The organism is Cytobacillus firmus NBRC 15306 (assembly GCF_001591465.1).
Classification (GTDB): Bacteria; Bacillota; Bacilli; order Bacillales; family Cytobacillaceae; genus Cytobacillus; species Cytobacillus firmus.
The window spans coordinates 81,575-99,258 of the sequence record NZ_BCUY01000007.1; the positions used below are offsets into that span (position 1 = coordinate 81,575).

Here is a 17,684-nt window from a genome sequence, read left to right on the forward strand (position 1 = left end):
AAAAATACTCATTATCAGCTGATTCCTATATGTAAACGCAAGATAACGTAATCCTGAGGACTTACAATAAAGAAAAGGAGGAATCAAAATGAGCTCTCACTCTGTTAACTGGAAAGAGGATGAAAATGGCCTGGTCATTTTCACTCCGCATGATTTCAGCTTTTCAGAAAACCTGCGATACTTATCAAGATCGGCAAATGAATGTCTTTATGAAATTTCCGGCGAGACAATTAGACGCGCCCTTGTCATCGGGAATGAAAAGCTGCTGATTGAAATAAGTGCCGGGTCAGATCAGTTCCTATCCGTCGGCATTCATAAGCCCGTCACGCATCAAATGAAAGAGGAGATAGCGGAATATATTCATGATTGGTTCGACCTGGGATTCAGCCTGACACCATTTTATAAGATGGCACAATCAGATCCCTTGCTGAAAAAGCCTGCAGAGCAATTTTTCGGGCTGAGAGTTATGGGAATTCCCGATTTATTCGAGGCTCTGGCCTGGGGAATCCTCGGGCAGCAGATTAACCTTACATATGCGTATACACTAAAACGGCGGCTTGTTGAAAAATATGGGGAGTCGCTGGAAAACGGCAGGAGCAAATACTGGCTCTTCCCTGCAGCGGAAACGATTGCCGGGTTAACTATCGAAGATTTGGCCGACTTAAAAATGACCGTCAAAAAATGTGAATATCTGATTGACACAGCCCGCTTAATTGCAAACGGCAAGCTGTCGAAAGTGGACCTGCTTAAAGAGGCAGATGTAAAAGCTGCAGAAAAAAAGCTGACCAAAATACGCGGCATCGGCCCCTGGACCGCCCATTATGTCCTCATGCGGTGCCTGCGCTTCCCGAACGCTTTTCCTATCGATGATGTCGGACTGCATAATGCGATTAAAGTGATCACAGGATCTGAAAGGAAACCGGCGAGAGAGGAAATCCTGAAATATTCAGCTCGCTGGGAGAATTGGGAAGCGTATGCTACTTTTTATTTGTGGAGAGTGTTATATTAAATTATTTTGCACTGTGCCATTGCCGCAAATCTACGTGATGCGGAGTGGCAGATAAAATGTAATTCTGGCCGATTTACTTTTGAAAGTGACCGATAAAATAAAAATCCGGCCGCAATCCTTAACTCTTTGCCCGATATAACGAAACCTGGCCGATTTCAGCAGCCGATTGACCTATAAATGACAAAAGCACAGTAAAAGGCCGTCAATTAACGGCCTTTTTACTACTTATATCAAATTCAAGCTTGTAAATGAGATCAATCATCCGCGTCCCGATCATCTGGCAGATCACCGCATGAACAATAACCTTCCAGTCCACGACAACCCCTGTAAGCAAAAGCAGGCTGCCATTTATGTAAAACAGCGTCCGTCCCGGCGCACTTCCTCTTGCTTTGGAAATGATTAATGCCAGGATATCCATTCCCCCTGACGAAGCGCCCATCCGGAATAAAATGCCGACTCCAACTCCAAAGACTGCTGCTCCAAGCAAAAGATCCAGGAAGACCGGATTCAGCGGTTCCGTTATGTATGGAGTCAGAAAATCAATCGTAACCGAAGTAACCGAAACACAAAACAGCGTCCAGAACACACTGCTTTTCCCGAGCCATTTGGCCGCTGCCAGCAGCAGGCCCGCATTCAAAACCCACAATGTCACCGAGTAGGGGGTGTCCAATAGATAATTGAATAAAACTGCCAGACTCGCCGCTCCGCCGGAAGGGATAAAATGCGGAAACAGGAAAAAGGTCATCGCGATTCCCTGAATGCCGGCAGCTATTCCTAAAATCAAAGATTTATAGAGTACGTGCATAACAAAAACTCCTTAACTTTTTTCCTCACTCTATCTTATAATATTTTCATAGAAGACGAAACCGTGTGAGGTGAATAGAATGGCCATTCCTTTTGAAACAGACCGGCTCCAGCTCCGGACCATGAAGCCCGATGACCTGGATGCAATTTATGAGATTTGGGGCAATCCTGAGGTAATGAAACACTGCGGCGGCGACAGTCCAAGAAGCCGAATCCAGCGCTCCATTGACTTTTACCGGAGGCTGCAGAATGAAAAAGGCTACTCTGTTTATACTGTTTTGCTAAAAGAATCCTCCTTCATCATCGGGGTTTGCGGGTTTAACCCGGCTGAAAATGAACACGAAGTCGAGCTCCTCTATCATTTTAATCAGCATTACTGGGGCAAGGGGTATGCTGCTGAAGCTGCGGCTGCATGCGTGGCGGCTTTAAGGAATAGTGGCCTGAATGTGCGGAAAATATCCGCGGCGGTGGATCCGGCCAACCCTGCATCCGGAAAGGTGCTCGAAAAAATCGGCATGACTGCGGCTGGCGTGAAGTGGTTTGAAGATACACAGCAGGAAGAACTCTGTTATGAAATGGAATTTACGTAAACAATTGTCCACCTTAAATAAAAAACGAGTCTGCACTTGCTGCAGACCCGCCTCTTCTATTCTATTAAAATCCAACTGCTTTTTTTCCGCCCACAACAGGAAGGCTGATATAACTTTGCCCCAGTTTCACTTCAAATGTCGCGCCTGTTGCTGAAGGAATGGCACGTCTTCGATCGCTTCCGGCGATAATGATGCCAATTCGGTGACCTTCCTTAAATACATAGTCTTCAGGCAAAACATCCCATTCAAACTTATAATTCTTGCCCTCTTTTAAAGGTTCGTCCTTCTCAATCGTTTTCCAGTTTTGCGGATCGAACCAGCCTCTTGTCACAACTTCATATGGTGCTGTGTGAGTGGTTTTCTCTGTTTCTTTGTAGCAGGCATCATCTGTTGAGCTGCTTTCTCCCCAGCAGGTTTCTGCATCAAGTGTCCGGATACCCTCTCCCGGACCCTCATGATTGATGCGGGTATCTGTTCCATAGTCTACAATGAGAACTGTTAAGTTGGAGTCTTCTTTATCTACCTTTGCCCGGAGTGAAATTTCAGGTATGCCGCTCAAACGGACGTCTTCTTTAAGCCGTGGAGATAAAAATGCCAGGCGGTCGCTTTTGACAGCTGTTTCATTCGTGACCATCTGCTGCTCCGTTTGTTTTGGGTTATCTGTAAAAGATTGTTTAAAATTGCCCTTCACAGGTCCTGTTGTCAGCGTGCCATTTGTCTGGTCATTCTCGCCTGGTGCCAGACGGATCTTGACATCTGCCGCATTTTGATCCGGCCAGGAAGCTTGAGTTTCCCAATGATCTGCGCCTCTTTCAATATCAACAGCAGGTTCATCCATAATGCCATTCTCCATATCCCTCAGCCAGTAATCAAACCAGCGGTGAAGGGTATCAACCCACTCTGCCCTGCGGAAGTCAAATGGATCGACATGGCCGGTTTGAGTGAGCCATAATTTACGCGGTACATCTTCTTTCGCAAGGGCTGTCCACCAGTCTGCAAGGTGATTCATTTTCACATTGTAATCGTTTAATCCATGGACCGCAAACACACTTGCTTTTACGTTTTTAACGTCTTTCACGTAATTTCGTTCATCCCAAAACTCATTATAATCGCCTGATGGATCATCCGCTTCTGAGTTCAAGCGATCGAACACCGGCTTGCAGGCCTCTTTGCGGGAGCTGCTGGCAACTCTGCTGGCCAGGCCGCCTGGCCCGTTGTTGTAATATGTAAGTCCCTCATAGCGGTAATAATTGTACCAGCTGCTTATGGCGCCAATTGGAACAATGGTCTTTAAGCCTTCCACTCCTGTAGCGGCAACCCCATTGGCCAGTGTACCATCATAGGACTTTCCAATCATGCCGACATTCCCGGTTGTCCATTCTGCTTTTACTTCTTTATGATCTTGATCCCATGCTTTTGCTCTGCCATTCATCCAGTCAATTACAACACGGATGCTCTCAATCTCTTCATATCCGCCAGTTGTCGGGCAGCCATCAGAATTGTTCGTTCCAACCATCTCGGGCAAAGCTACAGCATACCCTCTTGGAACAAAATAATTATCATAAAATAGAGGAAACTTCTCATTCACACCATCCTTGTCCCGGTCTTTCACTTCACTTTCATTTCCGCGCCCAAGACTCTCATAGTATGGGCTCGCATCCATGATCACGGGAACCTTCAATCCTTCTTCTGTTTCTTTCGGACGGATGATATCTACGGCAATCCGGTCTGCTTTTCCGTTTTCATCCGAATCAAGTGTGGACTCGACATAGACTGTCTCACGAATCGCCTCTTCATACGAATAAATTGGCTGAGACTTTACCTCCTCGATTTGTGCTGCCTGTACAGGCTTTTCTTTCGCAGCTGCATTTGCAGGCGTGTAGGCAAGTGATGATAGAGTCATAGAAATGACCGCTAACACAGCAGCAGGTCTGAGAAGCTTTTTCTTTTTCATGTAATCCCTCCTCTACTATTTGCCACTCATTATATTTCGAGAGCGGAAATATTAATAGATTACTTTTTCCTAAAATTCAATATTTGTCAAAAAATGTTTTTTAGAAGGAATAGGAGGAAAGTCTTGTAAGTGAGAGCTTCGCCAGTTTTGCTGAAGTTGAATCTGAGGGAGGGAATCGGCAGGAGCTTACCGCCAGTTTTTATTTAAAAAAAGCCTGGCACTCATCAAGAGCACCAGACTATCCATTAACAAACCGAATCTGTAGATTTCGGGTTCTTCAATCCAAACAGCGGACGGATGAACAGAGCAACCCCGGTTCCAAGCATCGCCATGATCGCCCATACCCAGCCGTGCAGGCTGAAGGATGCAATTCCGCCAAAGTAGGCGCCGATGTTACATCCGAATGCAAGACGGGAACCATATCCCATCAGCAGTCCGCCGACAATCGCAGCACCTGCGACACCCGGTTTAATTTTCCCTGGCTTGAATGTTCCCTGTGATGCCGCTGAAATAAAGGCACCCAGGATGATGCCGAAGTTCATAACACTTGTAGAATCAGCAAGCACTGTGTTTTTCAATGCCGCTAAGTTCGGATCTGATGCAAAGTATCCCCATGATGTAACATCGATTCCCATTGCCATCAGCGTTTTTCCGCCCCATAGCGCGAACGCGGATGTGATGCCCCAAGGCGTTCCGCGGATCGTCAAAGTCAATGCATTAAGCAAAGCCAATACTATTGCCGCTGCGAACAATGGCCATGAGCCTCGCAGGATTTTTTTCCAGCCGGCCGTTGTAGGCAAAGCTTTCATCATTGGTGCTTTGCGCTTTTTCGCAATTTGCAGGGTCACCCAATAAATCAATGCAAACAAAGCAAGCTGGACCACCAATGCCCCTCCATATCCGAGTCCCGTAGAGGTAGCCAGGGAGATTGGCGGCAATGACGGTGTTTCTTCTATCCAAAATGAGAAGTGGTACGCTCCAATCGTGGAACCAGCGATGAAAGAAATCAGTGTCAGGATCATGGAGGATTGCCCTCCGCCTACAGAATATAAAGTACCGGATGCACAGCCATTCCCAAGCTGCATCCCTATTCCAAAAATAAAGGAACCAAACAGGACGCTGACTCCTACAGGAGACACATATCCTTTAGGCTCAATTCCTGTAAAACTGAAGCCTGTGCTTAAAATAATCGCAAATAAAGCTGAAGCAACTGCCAGCATCAGCATATGCGCCTGCAGGCCTTGCCCGTTCCCTACGCTTGCAAAGCGCCTGAATGCAGATGTGAAGCCAAAGCGGGCATGAAGCAAGGTCATGCCGAGTGCAATTCCAATAATAAATAGAACTCCCTGTGTCATGTTCGCTTTATTTATAATGAAAATGAACAAAATGATAGCTGCAAGAACACCAGCTGCAACGAAAGGCTTTTGAATCGGATTTAAGTTTGAAACAACTGTTGTTGGTGCTGAAATCCATGATTTATTTTTCATTTCAACTTGAGCCAACCTCATTCACTCCTTTTCTTATCACTTTAGTCGGATTAAAGTGATATTTTATACTATATTTTTTTAAAAGTAAATGGTGAATTTTTCTCCATCCCGAAGATTTCCTGATATAATTATATCTTTGGAGAGTCATAATTTTACAGACAGGAAAGGAAAGATATCATTGTTTAAGCGGTTAAAATGGCCTTCGTGGGCAGTATTCTGCCTCTTCATTATGGGCATCTATTTTTTCATCAGCTCTGGAGCTGACACCAGCCTCCAGGCCTTTTCCAGAACAGAAACAACTTCCCCGGCAGCTTTCCCCGGATTAAACCTAGAAACCCGGACAAAGGAAACGAAATCTTATACCCTTGCGATCAGTACTCCGATCACTGAAATTGAGAATTTGAACAAACCCATGAAAGAATGGATCCAAATTCAGGAAAAGGATTTCCTGGAACTTGTGAAGGCAAACAGGCAGGTGCTGGACAGCGAAGAATTTCGTGCGCATCTCAATATCAAGGCTGAGCCGAAAAAAGTCTCCGATACCATGTACACCCTGGTATTTGAAGCCTACCAGTACACCGGCGGCGCCAATGGGCAGGCAGCGGTCAAAACGTTCACGATTGACCTTGCGAATCAGAAAATGGTGCAGCTTGCCGATGTTTTCCATATGGATGAGGAGTCCCTGACAACACTCAGGACGATGATAACAAACCAAATTGGCCAGAAGGAAGAACTCCAGAACTATCTGTTTGATGACCTGCTTGACGAAGCGCTTGAAAATCCGTCGAGCTGGAAATGGTCACTGAGCGGCAAGAATTTCACGCTTTATTTTAACGAGTATGAAATTGCTGCCGGTGCAGCCGGAGCGGTCAAAGTAAAAATTCCAGTCGAACAAATTCGTTCCCTCTTAAAGGATGAAATTGTCCAGCACTTGAAGCTACCTGAACCGGAAGCGAGCGAACCCGAAACCGCTCCGCTGGATCCAAACGGCAAGTATATTGCCCTTACCTTTGATGATGGGCCGCACCCGAAAGTCACACCGCTTATACTGGATATTTTAAAAAAGCATAACGCAAAGGCTACCTTCTATATGCTTGGCAGTCAAGCGCAATTCTATCCTGCTCTCGCAAGCCAAGTGGCTGAAGAAGGCCATGAAATCGGAAATCACAGTGACAGCCATGCGGACCTTTCTTCCCTTGGCGAAAAAGAAATCCGAAAAGAAATGGAAGAGGCCAGTACAAAAATCAAAGAAGCAAGCGGCCAGCTTCCCGCAACCGTCCGCCCGCCTTATGGGGCCATGAATGAAGATGTGAAGAAGATTGCCGGAATGGCTCATACACCGCTTATTCTATGGTCGGTCGATTCACTGGATTGGAAAACACTCAATGCCTCGGCTATTCAAAAAATCGTGAAGGCTAATGCTGTGCCAGGCTCTATCGTCTTGATGCACGATATCCACAAGCCAACTGCTGAAGCACTTCCAGACCTGCTGACGCATCTGGAAAAAGAGGGCTACGAGTTCATAACAGTCTCCCAGCTTCTATCCCTGCAGGAACAGGAAGTGACCGGTACGTTTTTTGGAAAACGATCATAAGCATTCAGCAAAACGCTCAGGATTCTTCCTGAGCGTTTCTTTTTACGTTCCTGTCCCCTTTTCATAAAAGGGAATGGAGCCGCCGCCCGCCCCGTACACCTCTCCTCGATGCGCCCAGCCGTATTTTTCATAATACCCTTCCAAATCCGTCTGAAGATAGAGTTTTTTAAATCCAAGCTTCGAGCGCCAAGCTGCTTCCCTCTGAAGTCCGGGTCAATGTACAGACATGCCAGCCACGGATGCAAATCCTGCCGGCTATTAAGATCATTGCGGATTAATGCATACGTGCCAATGATTTGCTCATCCTGGATGGCTGCATAAAACCTCGGGATCCCGTCCTCTGTTTTCCCGGAGTGAATCATGCAATCCTGGTAAAAAGTGAAGTTTTCTTCTGTTCCCCACTTCTCCCAGAAAAATTGAACTGCGCTATCCAATAAATGTGGATGTTCGTGAACTGCGATAATTTTCATTGTCATTCCTCCCGCATTACTTATTCCTCCCTGGTTTTTGATAATTCCTTTTTTGGGTGGCGGAACTTTCTTGATGACCAGCGGGGATTAAGAGGCTGTTTGCTTGCGGCATGCTGATTAGAGGGGGATAGTTGGATTGTTTATTGCCGTTCACTGGACCTGCACTTAGCAAATAAGACTTTGGGTTGTCGAAAGAATTTAGCAGGCGAACACTATGAGAGGGAACCTTTAAATGGTAAAATGAAGAAGTCGATAGGTTGCCCACCCCTCATTCCACAGAAAGGGGGATGGGCTCAAATGGCGAAAAAGAAAAAAACTATAACTCACGCTGAAGCCAAGGCTGAAAAAACCAAAGCTGAAGCAAACAAGATTAAAGCTGAAGGGAAGTCCCAGCTTGTAAGAGCTTGGATGCCTCTGATGTTAGCTGCATTTTTGCTTTTAGCAATTATTGCAGCTCCCTCATTTGGGATAGACTTGTTGCCATACTTCCAAGCAATTGGAAATTCACTAAATGCTATTCCAGTAGCACCGCTGCATCTGCAGCAACCATAAGCAACACCTTAGAAACACTTAAGTAATACCTAACAAACATATCATATGGAACATATACCCGAAATATACGAGCCGGAAAGCTGAAAATGCGGACTGACTATCTGCAGAAGTAAGTATGCCGCCTGTCTTGACACGTTACTCCACTCACAGGGGCTGGGAGTTGATCGGGGAAAGTTCCTATGGTATAAGGGCAACAAAAAAAGCCCGGATGACTAGTCCGGACTTAATTTGGACACGGTATAAGTTTGTCAGAAACGGTTGTTTTGATATTCAAATAATGATCTATCAAATCAAATCCCTATCCGAACATCACCGTGTCATTTGGATGGCTATTCCGAGCCACACCAAAAACGTAACGAGAACTGTTAATTGCTAAATACGATTTTCGCAAACGCTCCGACTCCACTCGGCTCATTTGGCAAAAAGAAAAACTATATCTCACTAATATAGTATATCAAACTGTTTCCATTGTAAACATAGAAACATTCGACAAAAGCGAATACATTTGGCGATTTTAAAAAGGCTTCCTCAATGGTGGGAGCCTTTTTCGAGATCAATTGTGCAGGAATAAGATATTTCCCACGCGGTCGATGTCATCAGCCGAAAGTTGGAAACCAGCGCAGAATCTGCTTCATGTAAAAGCCATCATGATGGAGCGGAAAACAGCGGAGAAAGGCATGAAAGACATCATCGCAGGTTTTCCCCTCCAATACTGCACCCGCTCACCCTAACTCCCCAGGCGGCAGATCCCCAAACTTCCCAATCTCCTTCATAAACGCCAGCCGTACTGTCCCAATCGGCCCATTCCGCTGTTTGGCGAGGATGATCTCAATCGTATCCTTGCGGTCGGATTCCTTATAGTAATAATCATCACGGTATAAAAACGCTATCACATCTGCATCCTGCTCAATCTGCCCGCTCTCCCGCAAATCTGAAAGCATCGGCCGCTTGTCCTGCCTGCTTTCCACGCCCCTGCTCAGCTGTGACAGGGCAATGACCGCTACATTCAAATCCCTTGCCATCGTCTTCAGCTTCCGGCTGATCTCGCTGATCTCCGCCTGACGATTCTGATGCCTGGGATCCCCCGCAATCAGCTGCAAATAATCAATCACCACCAGCATCCGTTTACCCTCACCGTACTTGCGGCGTGCTTTTCTGACCTTGAACCAGATGTACCCGATATCCATTCCCGCCTGGTCGAAAATATGCAGCTTCGCCTCACCAAACGCCCCCATCACATCGGAAAATTGAGACCAGTCCCCCTCACCGAAATAGCGCTTGGGATTTCTCATTTTAATCGAACTGATTTCCCCTTTGCAGCTGATCATCCTTTTCAGGAGCTGCTTTTTGGACATCTCCAGTGAAAAAATAAGAGCCGCATCCTGACCAGCCGCGTTCAGTGCCATATTTAGAGCAAAGGCTGTTTTCCCGACACTGGGCCTCGCTCCGACAATAATCAAATCAGATTCCTGAAATCCGCCGGTCAGCTTATCCAGATTCCTAAAACCTGACGGAATCCCGGTCATTTCGCCCAGATCCTTTTCCGATTCCCCGTAAAGCTCCACCAAAGAAGGCAGAACCTCCCCCAAGTCATCATCACCAACGTGATCTTCTATCTGCATGAGCTCCTGAATACCCTCCCTCAAAGTACAGGAAATGTCTCCAGTCTGCGCATTTTCCTGGATCCGCCCCGCAATTTCGACAGCCTTGCGCTTCTGGTAATATTCAAGAACCGTATCCTGATAAAATGTAAAGTTCGCCACAGTCGGCACACTTCCGGCAATCTGGGTGATATAGCCGATTCCCCCAATGCTCTCAAGATTGTGATGGCCCGCTTCCTCCACAACTGAAATCACATCAACTGGCTTCCCCTTCGCATCAAGCTGCAGGATAATCGTCATCAGCCGCTTAAGTCTCGCTAAGTAAAAGTGTTCCGGCCGCAGCGTACAGTCTTTGATAAGCCCATCCTCCAAAAACAGCGCTCCCACTGTCGCCTCCTCTGCCTCCTGGCTGTAGAGCCCGTACCCCTGCATCAGGCTTCACCCCTGGCTATGCCGAGAATCTCCCGCATTTTCGCCAGCTCAGCCTGAACCACTTCCTCTCTTGCCGGCTTCCAGGATGTCGGCACAATATAGGCCGTATCCCTGCAATCCGGAACCGCTCTGGAAACAGCTGCAGATTTTCGCACCAAATCCGAAATCTTCGGCGGGTAAGGTGACACCTCCACATGCCGAAGCAAATTCAGCCGCAAGTCTTCAACCTCATGATGCTGCAGCACCTCATGCCAGTAATCAATTTTCAGCTGATTCACCTCAAACTGCTCGTAATAAACGGCAATCAGCGCAAGCAACGTATACGTCTCCCGTTTAGTCATCAAGGTTAAAATCCTCCTCCCGCAACTGCTTGCCAAGCGGTTTTTGATTCAAGTACGATTCAAAGCGGGTGCCAAACAGCGTTTCCGGCCTCAGGAACTTCCTCCAGTAAGGGTCATGCAGCCATTCCTCCGCCTTCAGGTCGATCACCTTTTTAAAATCATCGAGCCTGAATCCCTCCAGCCACCGCGCCCGAATCAGCTTCTTCGTTTTCTTCGATTCTGTCCGGTATGCAGAATGGGTTTGGCTGTTCAGGTATTCGATAACCGCAGCATAAGGGATATCTTTTTTCTCTGCAGTAGTCTTTGTAGTAGTCTCTGGTATTGGCTGCTGCACATTGTCATCCTCAGAATCCCAATCTGTTATATTCATTTCCTCAGCCTGAGATACTCGATGTTCTATGCCAAGTGATTCTTCCAATTCAGCTATTTTTTTATAATCAATCGTGTACCATTTGGTCTTATCCATTTTACTGGCATTAAAATTCGCAGATATCAAAAACCCCATTTCCTCAAGGGAACGAATGGTACGTCCGATAGTCGCATGGGACCAAAATGGCATCTGCTTCTTCCAATCTTTATATGTATTGTAAATCCATTTGCGCCCTTCTTTTATATGCCTGCTTTTTTCAAGCCAATAATGAATCTGCTGAATAAGCACCGCCTCATTCAGTCCCACCTTTTCCGCCAATGACGGAAGAATTAACATAGGCCTTTCATCTACCAAAAGTGAACTCATATAAATCCCTCCACTATTTTTATTACTCGAATTCTGCTAAATTCGTTTTGGCAGATTCGAGAATCGCAGCCCTTTCATATATATATATATAGGTTTTGAGACCCCAAAAAGACAGGGTGAATGAATATTATTCCGGTAATTATGAATATTTCATGAACAAATAAAGAAAGGCTGTCCTTTTTCGGCAGCCTTAAGTTTGCAATCGTTTCTCCAGGACGATCTTATGCAGTCCTTTTTCATCCGTGTAAGTTTCAATCACATCAAATCCATGCTTAATATTCAAAATCAGCATGCCTCTCCATTTGTTCATCGTCTTCGTCCGCACCATCTTAAATCCCATTTCTGTTAAATATTCATGCTGCTTTTCCATTAGCATGGAAGCAATCCCGTTCTCCCTGTATTCAGGGTCTACTCCGCCTAACCAGCTATAAAAGGTATCATCATCAAGGGGATATCCCATTTTATACCCAATCACTCTTTCTTCAGCCATAGCTGTCTGCACCAGCAAATGAGGTTTGCTTTTCATCTTACTGACTAAGTCTTCAGAGTCGCCGAATATGGTCCTATGAAGCTGCATGATTCCTTTTAAGATGACATCCCCTGGCATTGAATAAAAGATAGTTAATTTCATATGTCCCTCCTGCTTAGAAAGCTTCCCTTCTCTTTAAATATAGCAGTTTTAGACTACCGCTTCCCTCTGCTTTTCGATATTACAGGCATCCAGTCTTAGGTCTTCTCTATCATTTTGAATATTTTAAATAATTTATATTTTTAATACCGAAACAAAATTGTATAATTTACCAGAATACTAGAATTAAGGGAGGCGAAATAAGTTGAGGCAATTGAAAAAGTCTTTTATCTTCTTTGTTACATTGCTTTTAATGACCATTTCTTCTGCGGCTTATGCAGAAAAGCCGGGTCTTGAAGATTTCCCGGAACCCGCAGATGGGCAGTCCTGGGAACTTCCTGAGGATATGACCTGGGAAGATTACCGGCCGGTGCCGGGAATTGACTGGCGCACGGCAGATATTGAGCCTGAAAGAGTATTACGGGGAGCACTTGTCATTGTCGATTTTCCTGACCGGGAGTTTATTTTAAGCCAGCCGGAAGGATCTGAAGTCGCAGGCAACCCTATTGGCACCGGCAATATCCCACGCGATGAAATCGGCCAGTTCTGGGTGGATTTCCTGAACAAGCCGCAGCCACTGAATAATCATCGGACAATCAATGAATATTGGAGAGAAAATTCATATGGCAAATGGGCTGTTGAACTGGATTCATTCGGAACCTACCGGATGGACCACAATGAATTCCAGTACGGACTGAACGAGTTTGGGCAGCAATCCAATATGCCGGGAAAGTATCAGGCAAAAAATTTAAGATCTGAAGCAATGGAGAAGGCGCAGGCCGATATCGCCGCTTCAGGCAAAAATTACGATTTCACCTTCATCCTGCATGCCGGATATGATGAATCAGGTGTCTGGCAGGAGTTTGGAGAAATGATGTTCCAGACGGCAGAAGATGTGGCGAAGGAATTCGGTCCGCCTTTTGAAGGATTTCCGAATTCCGCCAATACCCGCTATGTCCCTTGGACTTCATGGCTTGCTGCGAAAAGCATCTGGTCGAGTGCAAGCCGGGGTGTTTCCATCCAGGGTGAAAACGATGGAATGGGAACCTTCGCTCATGAATTTGGCCATATTATGAATTTGGGGGATAACTACAATAATCCATATGGAAAGCCTGTTTCCCGCTCTTATTCCGGACCATGGGAATTAATGAGCCGCGGAAGCTTCAATGGTCCTGCTGGGCCGCATACAAGATGGATGGTCCTTCCTACCCTGGGCGGATCTGCGCCGTCCCATCATATGCTCCGGAACAAAATCAAGCAAGGCTTCTTATCGGAAGACCAATACTTGAACATCAGCAGGGAGGAATTGGCTGAATCCGGACCTGTGTTTACTGATATCCTGGCACGTGCGGTACCGGCCGGTGAAGAGTTTGGCCGCAATGCCCTTCACGGCATCAACATCAGCATGGAAGATCTGACGCCAAAAAATTCACTTGAGGACGACTGGCGTGCGGACATGCAGCGCGGGGAAAAATGGTATAACAACTATACGGTGGAAGTAGTGGACCGTGTAGGTTTCGACTCCTTCACCCCAGATTCCGGCGTTCTTCTTGCTAAAACCAAAAATACGGAAGCAGCACCAAACATCTGGGTCATCGACTCTCATGCAGAAGACATTAACAAGGTGGACTTTAAACGCCCTGACGGAACAGAAGCTATGTATTCAAAAGGGGATTACAGACAGCTTTCCGATTCCCTCTTCAAGGCAGGCACAGCCGATGGAGTTGTCAGCGAATATAAGGACGAGCATAACCGTCTTCACTTTTACATTTTAAATAAAAAGCTTGATAACGAAGGAGCCCTCTCCTATCGTGTCGCCGTCCGCCACATGGATGAGTCAGGCCCGGCCACAAGAGGCGTCTCAGCTGAAAACAGCAAAGTCCAATTTGCCGCTCCCGGCAAGGTCGCAGCCTATTCCTTCAAGGTAACCAATACGGGCAATGCTGCAGATCTCATCCGCCTTAATGCCAGGACGGAAGCCGGCTGGGAGCTCATGCTTGAGCATAATGTGATTGAGGTGCAAGCCGGGGAAACAGTGGAAGTTCCAGTTTACGTGAAAATTCCAAAAACCAAGCCTGTACCGACAAACCTTACATTTACAAGCACCTCAGAAACCGATCCTGCCAAAACGGATACTGTTACACGGCGTGTCGGCCCTGGTGCGGGGAAATAAACGATTATTAAAGGGACAGGCCCGCCTGTCCCTTTTCATTTGCCTACTCTTTTTCATGCAATTGGTTCTTATGAAACTTTAATAATCCCACAAACACCATAACAGCGCCAATCGTATTGCACGCTACTCTAATCCAATTGATCATCAGAAACTCCCTTGCTGTCTGTTTTAGAAATTCCACTGAATGAACACTCTGCCCCTCAATAAACATTATTTCATTCCGCGGCCATTCAAATAGCATGGAGATGAGCCCCAGGAGAATCATAACAAGGATACTTCCCAGAACCCAGCTTCGGGCAGGTTTTATTTTCCACACCAGAATCAGCGCCCCAGCTCCAGTGATCCAGCTCGCTAACCCAAGCGGCGGGAAAAACGTATGGGGACTCGCAGCCTCCATAAAGTCCATCGAAACCTCAAACGATTCCGGCACGTTATGAAAAATATTCGGATACACCATGAATACCTCCAGTATAAAAGCTCCCAGCATAATAAAGGTGATCCATAAATAGGAAACCATAAAGAAATAGGTCAGTTTTTGCTTCATTGCTTTTCCTCCTTCATCTTTTGTTTCTTCTTATACTGCCAGGCAGGTACAATTACCGCGGATAAGGCAGCCAGATAAAATGGCAGAAATTTTATCCCCACCGGCTGATCGAATACAAGGAAACTAATGATTCCAATCAGATTAGATAAAATAACTCCTGCTGTTAATCCGCCGGCTGCGCCAGCCAATACCCAAACCAGCAGCCCTCTGTTTTTTTCTTTGGCGCGAACAGGCTCCTGCGTCCCCTTCAAAACCTTACGGACCGCAGCCGCGCCTGTCCCAAGAAACAGTACTCCCGCAACCGGGTGAAACGCTCCAAGCCAGCTGGTTTCCCAGCCCATATTGGCAGTGAAATACATGGCAAACAGTAGCAGGAAAACGGCCATCATTTCCTTATAAATCCTTTTGAAAAATCCTCCTGCCAGCGCACTCAGCACCATCAGCACCGGAATGGCATAGCCAAACAAATGCACAAACATTTTATGGGCGGCCCACTTGGACGGATCACCAAAGATCGACATCCCCGCCAGCAAAAACTGAATCAGCAGGCAGCCCAGATATATCAAGCCCAATCCTATATAACTATTTTCAGCCAATGTTCTTTTGGGCATTTCCTTTCATCTCCTCTCCTGTTTCATTTACAAAACCCATTCTAAGCAGAGGTTCTAACAGCACTCTTATCAAATTCTTACAGAAATATTAAATCCGGAAATAAAAAAAGAACGCATAGAAAATCTATACGCTCTTACCGTTTAAACCGATAGCCCACACCCCAAACCGTTTCGATATAATCCGGTTCAGATGGATCTTTTTCAATTTTCTCCCTCAGCCTTCTGATATGAACTGTCACGGTTGTGACATCCCCATAGAAATCAAATCCCCACACCTGCTCGAGCAGATGTTCTTTGCTGAAGACCTGATTCGGGGAGGCAGCCATAAACAGCAGCAAGTCGAACTCTTTAGCCGTAAGGGTTTTTTCTTGATTGCCCTCAAATACTTTCCGTGTACCCGGCTGAATCAGCAAATCCCCAATCCTGATGTCTTCGTCCTTGCCGGGGCCGCTGGAAGTCAGCCTGTCATACCGGGCTATATGTGCCTTCACCCTGGCGATCAATTGATTGGGATTAAAAGGCTTGGCAATATAATCATCCGCTCCCCGGCCCAATCCCCTGATCATATCTATGTCCTCATTTTTTGCCGTCACCATAATAATGGGTATCTCTGAAACCTCCCTGATTTTCCTGCAGACTTCATAACCGTCCATATCCGGGAGCATCAGGTCTAATAGCACCAGCCGATAGGCGTTTGTTTTTAAGCGTTCCAGCCCTTCCTGACCCGTTGCCGCAATATCTGCCTCATAATGGTTCAATTCCAGGTAATCCCGTTCGAGCTCAGCAATGCTGGGCTCATCTTCAATGATCAAGATTCTTTCCAATCATCTTCCCCCCTTTTTAACGTGAAAAATATACTAAGTCCCTGTCCGGCTCTCCCATTTGCCCAAACTGTCCCCCCGTGGCCCTCAATAATCTTTTTCACAATGGCCAGACCCAGCCCGCTGCCGCCTGTGGCAGAATTCCGGGAGACATCCGTACGGTAAAAGCGGTCAAATAAATGAGGAAGCTCGTCGTGTGAAACGCCAGCACCATTGTCCTGAATTTCAACCGCGACGTCCTCCGCTCTTGATGACAGCCTGACGACTAATTCTTTCTTTTCTTCCTTCATGTATTTCAAGCTGTTCTGCACAATATTGCCAACTGCGCGATTTAATTTCTCCCTGTCAGCCTGTACCCGATACGATTGATTCGGCTCGCACTCAAGACGGAGACTGACAGGCTGTCCCGCCAGATTAAACCTAAGCTCCTCGAGGTAATCATCAAAGTAGGACGCTAAATCCAGTTCCCTCATATCATAAGGAACCCCCGGCAAATCCAGCTTGGAATACAATAAAAGCTCCGAGATCAAAGCTTCCATATCATCCGCTTTTTTTTCAATTGTGCCCAAATATCGTTCCATCTTTTCCGGCGTATTCGCCACACCATCTGCCAGGCCTCGGATATAGCCCTTAATGCTCGTTAAAGGGGTTTTTAAATCATGGGAAATGCTTGCAATCAATTCCTTCTGATTTTCTTCATACTGCTTTTGCATCGCTGCGGCTTCCTTCAAACGGATTCTCATGCTTTCAAACGCCATGGCCAATTCGTTCAGCTCATCCTTTTTCCCGGAAACCTCTATTTCTGTATCCAGATTTCCTCTGCTGATATCATTTGCCGACTGCTTCAGCCGGAGAAGCGGAGCAATGATGCTTTTCGAAACAAGGAACGTCAGGATTCCATTGGTCAAAACCAGCACCCCGACCAGCAGATAAATCCGAATCGACCGGAAAAATTCGAGATCCTCCTGATCCACTGAACCTTTCACAGGATAGAACAATACATACCCAATGACCATCTCCAGCAGTAAAAATAAAACAACAGGGAGCAGCACCATCCCTATATTCGATAAAATCAATCGTTTTTTTACGGTCATACAGTCACCCCGGTTTTTTATAATAATAGCCAGATTGAACCCAGCTTGATAGTCTTGAAAAAAGTATAAACAAAGATTCTAACCAAAACATTATGCAGTTATTACAAATCTCTAATAACAGCAGGTTTTTTTGTGGTGTTTGATTTTTATGTTTTTGAGCTGAGGGGAGGTGTACGGCTCCTGATTTTTTCAGGTTAACACAGGGTTCGGACTCCAACTCGCGCTTTCCTGCTTTTTGTGTCT

General features: G+C 46.1%; 17 protein-coding genes and 1 pseudogene. 5 read left to right on the plus strand and 13 right to left on the minus strand.

Annotated elements, in window-relative coordinates:
* The first annotated feature begins 88 nt into the window (after positions 1-88).
* Entirely contained in the window at positions 89-1,009 is a 921-nt protein-coding gene (locus tag BFI01S_RS03790; protein WP_061791412.1) for a DNA-3-methyladenine glycosylase family protein, read from the plus strand.
* A 202-nt stretch (positions 1,010-1,211) separates the two neighbouring features.
* Here the strand turns inward: BFI01S_RS03790 and BFI01S_RS03795 are convergent, their stop codons facing one another.
* A complete protein-coding gene (locus BFI01S_RS03795; protein WP_061791413.1) occupies positions 1,212-1,814 on the minus strand; it encodes a YitT family protein in 603 nt (200 codons plus the stop codon).
* A gap of 79 nt (positions 1,815-1,893) precedes the next feature.
* Between BFI01S_RS03795 and BFI01S_RS03800 the strand changes: the two genes are divergently transcribed.
* Complete coding sequence (locus BFI01S_RS03800; RefSeq protein WP_061791414.1) at positions 1,894-2,403, plus strand: GNAT family N-acetyltransferase; 510 nt, start codon at positions 1,894-1,896, stop codon at positions 2,401-2,403.
* A 64-nt stretch (positions 2,404-2,467) separates the two neighbouring features.
* Here the strand turns inward: BFI01S_RS03800 and BFI01S_RS03805 are convergent, their stop codons facing one another.
* Together BFI01S_RS03805 and BFI01S_RS03810 are read right to left on the minus strand one after the other, a co-directional pair.
* Positions 2,468-4,357 carry a Xaa-Pro dipeptidyl-peptidase gene (locus BFI01S_RS03805; protein ID WP_061791415.1) on the minus strand — a complete coding sequence of 630 codons (1,890 nt, stop codon included), beginning with the start codon at positions 4,355-4,357 and terminating at the stop codon, positions 2,468-2,470.
* A gap of 245 nt (positions 4,358-4,602) precedes the next feature.
* Positions 4,603-5,844 carry a YeeE/YedE family protein gene (locus tag BFI01S_RS03810; protein ID WP_172581947.1) on the minus strand — a complete coding sequence of 414 codons (1,242 nt, stop codon included), beginning with the start codon at positions 5,842-5,844 and terminating at the stop codon, positions 4,603-4,605.
* Between the two features lie 178 nt (positions 5,845-6,022).
* On the opposite strand from BFI01S_RS03810, the gene BFI01S_RS03815 reads away from it, so the two are divergent.
* Positions 6,023-7,438, plus strand: a complete 1,416-nt coding sequence (locus BFI01S_RS03815; RefSeq protein WP_061791417.1) for a polysaccharide deacetylase family protein — start codon at positions 6,023-6,025, stop codon at positions 7,436-7,438.
* A gap of 42 nt (positions 7,439-7,480) precedes the next feature.
* Here BFI01S_RS03815 and BFI01S_RS22245 read toward each other — a convergent pair.
* Positions 7,481-7,908 (minus strand): annotated as a pseudogene (locus BFI01S_RS22245) (GNAT family N-acetyltransferase).
* 297 nt (positions 7,909-8,205) lie between these two features.
* Between BFI01S_RS22245 and BFI01S_RS03820 the strand changes: the two are divergent.
* Positions 8,206-8,460, plus strand: coding sequence for a hypothetical protein (locus BFI01S_RS03820; RefSeq protein WP_061791418.1), 255 nt, complete (start codon positions 8,206-8,208; stop codon positions 8,458-8,460).
* 722 nt (positions 8,461-9,182) lie between these two features.
* Here the strand turns inward: BFI01S_RS03820 and dnaB are convergent.
* From dnaB to BFI01S_RS03840, 4 genes are all read right to left on the minus strand, one after another.
* A complete protein-coding gene (gene dnaB / locus BFI01S_RS03825) occupies positions 9,183-10,493 on the minus strand; it encodes a replicative DNA helicase (protein ID WP_061791419.1) in 1,311 nt (436 codons plus the stop codon).
* Entirely contained in the window at positions 10,493-10,834 is a 342-nt protein-coding gene (locus BFI01S_RS03830; RefSeq protein ID WP_048009755.1) for a replicative helicase loader/inhibitor, read from the minus strand. Before BFI01S_RS03830 ends, dnaB begins: the two co-directional genes overlap by 1 nt.
* The gene (locus BFI01S_RS03835) at positions 10,827-11,570 is read right to left on the minus strand and encodes a conserved phage C-terminal domain-containing protein (protein ID WP_061791420.1); all 744 of its coding nucleotides are present in this window, start codon (positions 11,568-11,570) and stop codon (positions 10,827-10,829) included. The genes BFI01S_RS03830 and BFI01S_RS03835 overlap by 8 nt, the downstream gene beginning before the upstream one ends.
* Positions 11,571-11,760: 190 nt before the next feature.
* Positions 11,761-12,201, minus strand: coding sequence for a GNAT family N-acetyltransferase (locus tag BFI01S_RS03840; protein ID WP_061791421.1), 441 nt, complete (start codon positions 12,199-12,201; stop codon positions 11,761-11,763).
* A 202-nt stretch (positions 12,202-12,403) separates the two neighbouring features.
* Between BFI01S_RS03840 and BFI01S_RS03845 the strand changes: the two genes are divergently transcribed.
* On the plus strand, positions 12,404-14,371 hold the full coding sequence (locus tag BFI01S_RS03845; RefSeq protein ID WP_061791422.1) for a M6 family metalloprotease domain-containing protein: 1,968 nt from the start codon (positions 12,404-12,406) through the stop codon (positions 14,369-14,371).
* Positions 14,372-14,414: 43 nt separating this feature from the next.
* Here the strand turns inward: BFI01S_RS03845 and BFI01S_RS03850 are convergent, their stop codons facing one another.
* The 5 genes from BFI01S_RS03850 to BFI01S_RS23745 all read right to left on the minus strand — a co-directional run.
* Positions 14,415-14,915 (minus strand): DUF1772 domain-containing protein, encoded by a 501-nt coding sequence (locus tag BFI01S_RS03850; RefSeq protein WP_061791423.1) that lies wholly within the window; start codon positions 14,913-14,915, stop codon positions 14,415-14,417.
* Positions 14,912-15,526: a DUF5957 family protein gene (locus tag BFI01S_RS03855; protein WP_235831092.1), complete on the minus strand. Its 615-nt coding sequence runs from the start codon at positions 15,524-15,526 to the stop codon at positions 14,912-14,914. The genes BFI01S_RS03850 and BFI01S_RS03855 overlap by 4 nt, the downstream gene beginning before the upstream one ends.
* 134 nt (positions 15,527-15,660) lie before the next feature.
* Entirely contained in the window at positions 15,661-16,350 is a 690-nt protein-coding gene (locus BFI01S_RS03860; protein WP_061791424.1) for a response regulator, read from the minus strand.
* The gene (locus BFI01S_RS03865) at positions 16,335-17,441 is read right to left on the minus strand and encodes a sensor histidine kinase (protein WP_061791425.1); all 1,107 of its coding nucleotides are present in this window, start codon (positions 17,439-17,441) and stop codon (positions 16,335-16,337) included. The genes BFI01S_RS03860 and BFI01S_RS03865 overlap by 16 nt, the downstream gene beginning before the upstream one ends.
* 4 nt (positions 17,442-17,445) lie before the next feature.
* The coding region (locus tag BFI01S_RS23745; RefSeq protein ID WP_218008333.1) for a hypothetical protein at positions 17,446-17,684 on the minus strand (239 nt) is incomplete at its 5' end.